Raw genomic sequence first — 7,360 nt, forward strand, 5'->3', positions numbered from 1 at the left:
ATGGAGTTGTAGTTGCAAACAGTTCGCATCTAGCGACGGCGCAGACGGCGGAACATTCGCCGGAGAAGTGTGAGAGGCGTGGCCGCGCGGACCGACGTGCTGAGGCGCCGGTTGACGGCTGTGGCATACGGGCGGGCGGTCCACCGGACGAGGCCGCGCCACCATCGCATGGTGCGCCCGAGCGTCTCGGGACCGCCGACCTTGACGGGGAACCGGGCGGGCGGACCGCCCACGTCGAGCTCCAGGTAGGCGTCCCACGTCCCGGCGTCGAACCCGCCGGTCTCCGCCGTGAACGTGTGCGGCCCCGTCGCCGTCACGGCCGCGCGCCGCTCCCGCCCCGACGCCCGCTCCCGCCAGACGAGATGCCGTACGGCTGCCGCACCCGGCGCGTCACCCACGTGCACCTGGCCCTCGACGCGCAGCCTCCGCCCGGCCCACTCGGCGCGCGTCAGCCGTACGGAACCGGGGACGCGGAGGAGGCGGCCGCCGACATCGAGGCTGAGATTGCCGTGCGATCGGGTGAGAAAGGGCACGACGACGACACCGGACGCGAAGCGCGGAGGGGGCGGCCGCACCCCCGGATCACGTTCGGACCCCAGCCGCGCCAGCCGCCGGACGCCCTCGCAGTGAACGGCGGCATGGACGTCCCACACGCCGGCGGGGAGCGAGGTCACCTCGAGGGCCACGCTGAACAAATCGGCGACGCCGGTGACGGCCGCCGGCCGTTCCTCCCGGGACGTGCGCTCCCGCAGCACGAGGCCCGCCTCTCCCGGGAACCCGGTGAGCGCGGCAAATCCGGAGACGGCCAGGCGGTCGCCGTCCCACTCCAGGGCCGTCAGGCGATGCCGGAGCGGGGCCGTCTGGACGCCTGCCAGCCGTACCAGCCTGGCGAGGTCGCGCGGCGCCGCGGCCCGGAGCCGGTCGGCGGCGTCCAGGCGGTCGAGCACTCCCTGGGTGAGCCACTGGGAGCACAGGTCGGCGACCTCGATGGCGATCTTCTCGCGGGTCGCCTCGTCGGCGGCCAGAAACGGCGCGCGGAGTTCCGGGAAGACGTCGAGCTTGAAGTGCCGGAGGAGCAGGCGATCGCGGAGCGGTCCAGGCGGGACATGCCGCGCCATCAGCTCGATCGCGGTGCGTACGGCCCGCAGGAAGGCGAGCGGATCCCGGCCGGGGCGGGAGGGGAGGTGGTAGCAGTCCTGATCGGCGACCACGGACAACACGTCGGCGTCGCAGTAGGCATGGCAGTAGGCGTGGGCGGCGAAGACCATGTCCTGGCCCGTCCGGAGGCTCTCGTCGAACCGGATCCGGTGCCGCTCCAGCATGGCCCGGCGGAAGAGCGCGGAGCAGGTGAGGACGTCGTAGGCGGCGCCGCCGCGTGAGGCGCCGCCCAAGGTCACCCGGTCGGCGTCCTCGTGGAAGGGGAAGTCGCGTGGGCGTACGGACCGATCGCCGGGCTGCGCGACGATCCGGCCGAGAACGATGCCGGAGCCGTTCCTGTCGGCCATCGCCACCATCCGCCGCAGCGCTTCCGGGCCGACGAAACCGTCGGCGTCGCAGAAGAAGACGTACCGGCCCCTCGCCTCCGCGAGGGCGCGGTTGCGCGGCCTGCTCGCGGTGCCCCGGTGATCCTCCTCGATCACCCTGATCACGCTCGGGTGATATGCGGCGTAGAGATCGAGGAGCGCCCTGATGTCGACGGACGAGCCGCCGTCCACGATGATGATCTCCTTGCTCACCCGCTGAACGAGCAGGGACGTGAGGCACCGGTCCAGATTCGCCCGGCAGTCGAGACTGTCCCGGCAGCCGGGATTCTCGCGGCAGCCGGGATTCTCGCGGCGGTCGGGATTCTCGCGACGGTCGAGACTGTCCCGGCGGTCGAGGTGAGGACGGCGGTCGGCGTGCGCGCGGCAGTCAGGCGCCGGCACAAGGATGCTGACGTCGACCGGATGGTCACTCTCCGCGTTCATTGGTTTTCATTATGTGACCGAACTGCAACGTCACGGGCCGCTTCCACTATCCGGCCCGCCAGATGTTCGTACCAGGCGAGCACGTCACGCACGCCGAGGGCGGGGGCCGTACTCATGGGTAACTTAAGTAGTCGCGCTCAGGACGCGGGCCGTGACGGCGTCGACGATGGGACACATGACTCGACCGGTGAAAACCACAACGACAACAGCGTTCTACGCGCAAGCCGTCATCTCGTTCGGGCTGTCCCTCGCCGCCCTGGCGCTGGGCATCGCCTACCTCCCGGTGACATCGTGGGTTCGCTCGTTCCTGGCCATCGGGCTGCTGTACGTGGTGACCTCGGCTTTCACACTGGCCAAGTGCGTCCGGGACCGGCAGGAGGAGGCCGCCGTCGTCAGCCGGGTCGACCAGGCCAGGCTCGACAAACTGCTCGCCGAGCACGACCCCTTCAAGAACGACTGAGCAAGGCGCCGCCTCAGCTGCCGGCTTCTGAAACGAGGTGGACGCCGAGCTGGGCGTATTCGTCGAGCGCGTTGAAATAGGCACGGTGGTTGACGATCAGGCCGTTCTCCACCTCGCTCACGCTGCACCCCCGGAGCGTGATGTGACGGCCGGTCGCCGGGATCGTCTGGCCGTCCGGCATCAGGAAGTCACCCTTGTGCGTCGCCGTCAGCGTCCATTCCGTGATGGCGAGGTCATCGGCGACCACCTTGGCCACAATCCTGAACCGCAAATCAGGAAAGGCGCTGAACAGATATTCGAAGAAGGAGACGATCTGCTCACGCCCCTCCGCCATGCCGCCGGAAGCGATATAGACGGCGTACGGATCAAAGCATCGCGCCAGCGCGCCGAGGTCGTGATCGTTCAGAGCGCCGAACATGCGATCGGCGACCTCTCGGACGTCATACATCTCGACGGCCCCCTCTCCCGCATAGAGCCACGCTAACAGGGGGCGCGCAAAGACGATCTCACCCGCCACGTCACGGCCGGGCGCTTCCCGCCGTGCGCGGAGGGCTGATCACGTTTCGGGTGAGTCCAGCTTGGCGCCGAGTTGGGAGTAGAGCTCCATCTGGTCGTAATAGACGCGCTGGGTGGCGACGAGGTCGTCTTCCACCGTGAAGACCCAGCAAGATCGCATGCTGGTGTTCTTGCCGGTCGGCTCCAGCATCTCTCCGGAGGGCAGCAGGAATGGTCCCGTGTGCGTGACCGTACTGGACATCTCGACTACCACCAGGTCGTCGAATGTGTTCTTTTTCCAGATCATCACGGACGCATTGGGAAAGGCTTCCCAGGCTTGCGCGTGGTAGGCGGCGATCTCGTCGCGACCCTCGGCCACCCCCTGAGGCCCGACGGCGACGGCGTTCGGGCTGTAGCAGCGGACGACCGCTTCAAGATCGCGATTAGTGATCGCGGCCATCAAACGGTCCACCACCTCGGCATCCGACATCGACGGCTCCCCCTTTCCCGCACCGCCAATCAGGTCTCGCTCTGGCAATCACAGTACCGGCGTCCTGGTAAAGCGCCCGGTCAAGGGGACCCTTTACCGGGACGCGAAATCACGATCTCCACGCACCGCGCCCATCACCGCAGGTCTTCAGCTTCGGCGGCACGGCCAGTGATCGCCACCCGCCGCCCAGGAAGAGCACGTTGGAAGATTGCGCCCTTTGCTGTAATGACTTAACATCCACAACGTGATTAACACCGAAAAGGTAGACGACTTTATGAGCAAGCTCGATCACCCGTTCAAAGCGGAGATCGAAGCCGTGCGGGCCGTCATCATGGGAGCGAGTCCCGGAATAGAAGAAGACATCAAATGGGGAGGTCCGTCTTTCTACTACAAGGAGGACATGGCCTCCATCAATCCGAGGGTGAAGAACTACGTGCCCATAATCTGGCACAAGGGCGCGCTGCTGAGCGACGACTCCGGCCTGCTGGAAAAGGGCCCCAAGGGGAGGGCTTACATCAAGTTCCACTCCATGGCGGAGATAGAGGCCAACAAGGCGGTATTGACCAAGCTGATCAACGACTGGGTAGCGCTCATGGACGAATGAGTGCACGGCGGCCAGGCCCGATGCGGCGGGCGTCGCTGTACGCGAGTGATCGCCGCCTGGCTCCTCATTCGGGCGCCCGTACGGTTCCGATGCCCAGAGTGCTGACCATGGGCAGGATTCCCGACTCGAACACCGCGCCCAGCACAGGCTGGTTGAGCTGGGCGAGCCGTTCGGCCAGCTCCGGTCCGAGGGCACGCCACGGCCCGGCCGCGAGCTCGTCGGTGGTCCGCTCGACCTGGTCACGCAGCGCCCGGCCCGCCGAGGTGGCGACACCGTCCGCGTCGACCAGGCCGCGGGTGGCCAGCCGGTCACGGGCGGCCGCCCATTCGTCGGCGTTCCATCCGCGCCCCGCGAAGTTCTCCACCGGGGCGGCGCCGACAGCGGCGAAGGAGACCAACGCCTCGCACGCGTCCAAGTTCGCGGCCGCCAGAGCGGCCAGGTGGCCGTCGCCTCTGTGCTCGCGCAGCACGGTGTACGCCTGCCACAGCGCGAGGTGCGGCTCATCGGGCCAGGGCAGGTCGAGGTTGGCGGCGGCCAGCGGCCGATGGGCGACCCCGGCGCTCTCGGCGGCTCTTACGGCCAGCTTGGCGGCTTCGGCGATCTCCGGCATGGCGATTCTCTCGCCGAGAAAAGTGCGGAAGGTCCGGTCCATCGCCCGCAGCCGGGCGTCGAGCACCTGCTCGGGCCGTGCCGTGGCCCAGATCCCCGGCACGTACTCGGCGATCATGCTGGGGCTGAAGCTGTAGTAGGTGGCGGCGACCAACTTGGGCCCGGCCGCGCCGAGCGGTGCCGTACGCCAGGCGAAGTAGCTGGGCCAGCGCGACTCGATGTCGTAGCCGAGTTGCCCAGCCTCGTCGAAGGCCTGGTGAGAGAAGTACAGGGCCGCGTGCACCGGCTCGATCTGGTGCCACATCTGCCGCGCCAGCTTGGAAAATGTGGACATCACACACCTCAATCATCACTGTCTAGTTTGAGTACGCCAGTGACTCTAGGTCGGAAGCACATCACTGGTCAATCCCAAATAGCTGGTTAAGGCCGGCGCCGCGGCTTCCCGCCCGGCCCTGGTCCCCGACCCGCGCCACTTATCCGGAAATCTGCGGCGCTCTTGACGATTGCCTGGTACACCATTTGCTCGCCCTTGGCGCGTCGCGTCGCGCCTGGTGAGGGCTGCTCCGAAACTGCCTCCGGTAACTGTCTCGGAGGAGGAGAGTTCGTGGTCACAATCGACCGGCGTGGGTTCGCGAAACTGGCCGGCCTGGGCGCCGTGGGATCGGTGATGAGTCCGGCCCTCGGCGCCGCATCAGATACGGTCCCCGCGTCGGCGGCGCGGGAGCCGTACGGAGGAGAGCGCTGGCAGACCTGCCTGCGGGTGGCGCGCGACCTCCTGCTCGTCGAGGAGGACGGGACCGACCTCAAGCACAGGTACCTCCAGATCCTCATCGACAAGGGCCTGCCGAAGGCCCGCACACCCAAGAGGGTGCTGATCGTGGGAGCGGGGATCTCCGGTCTCGTGGCCGCGACGCTGCTGAAGCAGGCCGGACACCAGGTCACGCTCATCGAGGCCAACGGCAACCGGATCGGCGGCCGGATCAAGACCTTCCAGACGGGGTTCAGCGACAGGCTTCAGTACGCCGAAGCGGGGGCGATGCGCATTCCGGACTTCCACCCGCTCACGCTGGCGCTGATCGACAAGCTCGGGATTACCCGCCGTCCGTTCTACAACGTCGACGTGTCGCCCGGGGCCGTGCCGAGCGGGCCGATCCCACCGGTCGTGTACACCTCAAGGAAGGGGGAGGTGTGGCGTTCCGGCCCGTCAAAGGGGTCGTTCACGGCTCCGGAGCGCATGAACCACACCTTCATCCACGTCAACGGAATCACGCAGCGGCGCGATGAGTACGCCGCCAGCCCGCGTAAGATCAACGCCTCGTTCGGCCTGAAGGACGGCAGGTCCGCCGCCCAGATCCTCGACGAGGCACTCGACCCCGCCAGGGACTACATCTCCGTCGCGAAGTCCGGAGGGCGGATCGACAAGCCGCTGCCGGAGCTGATCGAGGGCTGGGCCCGGTTGCTGTACGACTTCGACGGCTACTCGATGTACGGCTACCTGAAGGAACACGCCAAGCTCGGCGACGAGGCGATCGACGCCATCGGCACCCTGGAGAACCTGACCTCCCGGCTGCCGCTGTCGTTCATGCACACGTTCCTCACCCGCAGCCTGGTCAATCCGGCGGTCAGCTACTGGGAGCTGGCGGGAGGCACCCGGGAGCTGCCGTACAAGCTGGAGCCCGCCCTCCGGGACAACCTGCACATGGACCGCAGGGCCGTACGGATCGACACCTCCGGCCGGGGCGTGCGCATCTCGACGGTCAGCGAGACAGGCAGCACCGAGTCGAAATTCGCGCCGCAGGTCCGACGTGAGACGTTCGAGGGCGATGTCGCGATCATCACGGTTCCGTTCTCCGCGCTGCGCCACGTCGAGATCGCCCCGGCTCTCTCCTACCCCAAGCGACGGGCGGTGATCGAGCTGCACTACGACTCGGCCACCAAGGTGCTCCTCGAGTTCCGCAAGCGCTGGTGGGAGTTCACCGAGGAGGACTGGAAGCGCGAGTTGGGCGCCGGCTACCGCCCCGGGCCGGTGACCCACGTGGCGGGCGGCGGGTCGGTCTGCGACAACGCCAACCGGTTCATCTACTTCCCTTCACACCGGATCCCGGGCAGCGAGGGCGGGGTCGTGCTGGCCAGTTACTCGTGGGCGGACGACGCCACCCGCTGGGACTCCATGGACGACGACGAGCGGTACGGCTACGCCCTGCGCGGGCTTCAGGAGGTGCACGGCGACCGGATAGCGGAGTTCTACACCGGCCGTGGCCAGACCCAGAGCTGGATGCGCAACCGATACGCCTTCGGCGAGGCCGCGGTCTTCACGCCCGGCCAGATGACCGAGATCCACCCGAACATCGCCACAGCCGAAGGCCCCCTCCACTTCGCCGGCGAGCACACCTCGCTCAAGCACTCCTGGATCGAGGGCGCCCTGGAGTCCGCGGTACGGGTGGCCCTGGAAATCAACGCCTAGCACAAGGCCCCTGACCACGGAAACTCCTGGTCAGGGGCCTCAACACGAGAGCCGCCCTGGGGAATCGAACCCCAGACCTTCGGCATCGTAGTGGGCATTTTCTCTGATAAGGCGCAAGCGCATCGTCCACCCGTTCGTGGGGATCACGAGCTCACCTGCCTGACCCAGTTCAACGAGGACGGACGGCAGCGCCTGCTCTGGTTCGGCCCTCCGCAGGACGCGGCCCGCCGTCGAGCCACTCGCACTACTGGCCGTCGTCGGCGCCCAGGAC

Annotated in this window: 7 protein-coding genes; 3 read left to right on the forward strand and 4 right to left on the reverse strand. The window is 67.6% G+C overall.

Annotated elements, in window-relative coordinates; all coding sequences use genetic code 11:
- Positions 1-29 precede the first annotated feature (29 nt).
- On the reverse strand, positions 30-1,967 hold the full coding sequence (locus tag N5079_RS32940) for a glycosyltransferase family 2 protein (RefSeq protein ID WP_261588114.1): 1,938 nt from the start codon (positions 1,965-1,967) through the stop codon (positions 30-32).
- Positions 1,968-2,142: 175 nt separating this feature from the next.
- Here N5079_RS32940 and N5079_RS32945 point away from each other — a divergent pair, with 175 nt between their 5' ends.
- On the forward strand, positions 2,143-2,427 hold the full coding sequence (locus tag N5079_RS32945) for a YiaA/YiaB family inner membrane protein (RefSeq protein WP_261588116.1): 285 nt from the start codon (positions 2,143-2,145) through the stop codon (positions 2,425-2,427).
- Between the two features lie 13 nt (positions 2,428-2,440).
- On the opposite strand, the gene N5079_RS32950 is transcribed toward N5079_RS32945, so the two are convergent.
- Together N5079_RS32950 and N5079_RS32955 are read right to left on the reverse strand one after the other, a co-directional pair.
- The gene (locus tag N5079_RS32950) at positions 2,441-2,944 is read right to left on the reverse strand and encodes an ester cyclase (RefSeq protein WP_261588117.1); all 504 of its coding nucleotides are present in this window, start codon (positions 2,942-2,944) and stop codon (positions 2,441-2,443) included.
- Between the two features lie 39 nt (positions 2,945-2,983).
- A complete protein-coding gene (locus N5079_RS32955; RefSeq protein ID WP_261588118.1) occupies positions 2,984-3,412 on the reverse strand; it encodes a nuclear transport factor 2 family protein in 429 nt (142 codons plus the stop codon).
- A gap of 244 nt (positions 3,413-3,656) precedes the next feature.
- Between N5079_RS32955 and N5079_RS32960 the strand changes: the two genes are divergently transcribed.
- Positions 3,657-4,016, forward strand: a complete 360-nt coding sequence (locus N5079_RS32960) for a DUF1801 domain-containing protein (protein WP_261588119.1) — start codon at positions 3,657-3,659, stop codon at positions 4,014-4,016.
- Positions 4,017-4,080: 64 nt separating this feature from the next.
- On the opposite strand, the gene N5079_RS32965 is transcribed toward N5079_RS32960, so the two are convergent.
- Entirely contained in the window at positions 4,081-4,959 is an 879-nt protein-coding gene (locus N5079_RS32965) for an SCO6745 family protein (RefSeq protein ID WP_261588120.1), read from the reverse strand.
- A gap of 270 nt (positions 4,960-5,229) precedes the next feature.
- Here N5079_RS32965 and N5079_RS32970 point away from each other — a divergent pair, with 270 nt between their 5' ends.
- Entirely contained in the window at positions 5,230-7,089 is a 1,860-nt protein-coding gene (locus N5079_RS32970; RefSeq protein WP_261588121.1) for an FAD-dependent oxidoreductase, read from the forward strand.
- Positions 7,090-7,360 lie beyond the last annotated feature (271 nt).

Origin of the sequence: Planotetraspora sp. A-T 1434 (assembly GCF_025420585.1) — a bacterium.
Classification (GTDB): domain Bacteria; phylum Actinomycetota; class Actinomycetes; order Streptosporangiales; family Streptosporangiaceae; genus JAOEGB01.

Coding starts and splice junctions, on each gene's coding strand:
- N5079_RS32955 (WP_261588118.1), bottom strand. CDS start 3,412: ATGTCGGATGCCGAGGTGGTGGACCGTTTGATGGCCGCGATCACTAAT.
- N5079_RS32945 (WP_261588116.1), top strand. CDS start 2,143: ATGACTCGACCGGTGAAAACCACAACGACAACAGCGTTCTACGCGCAA.
- N5079_RS32965 (WP_261588120.1), bottom strand. CDS start 4,959: ATGTCCACATTTTCCAAGCTGGCGCGGCAGATGTGGCACCAGATCGAG.
- N5079_RS32940 (WP_261588114.1), bottom strand. CDS start 1,967: ATGAACGCGGAGAGTGACCATCCGGTCGACGTCAGCATCCTTGTGCCG.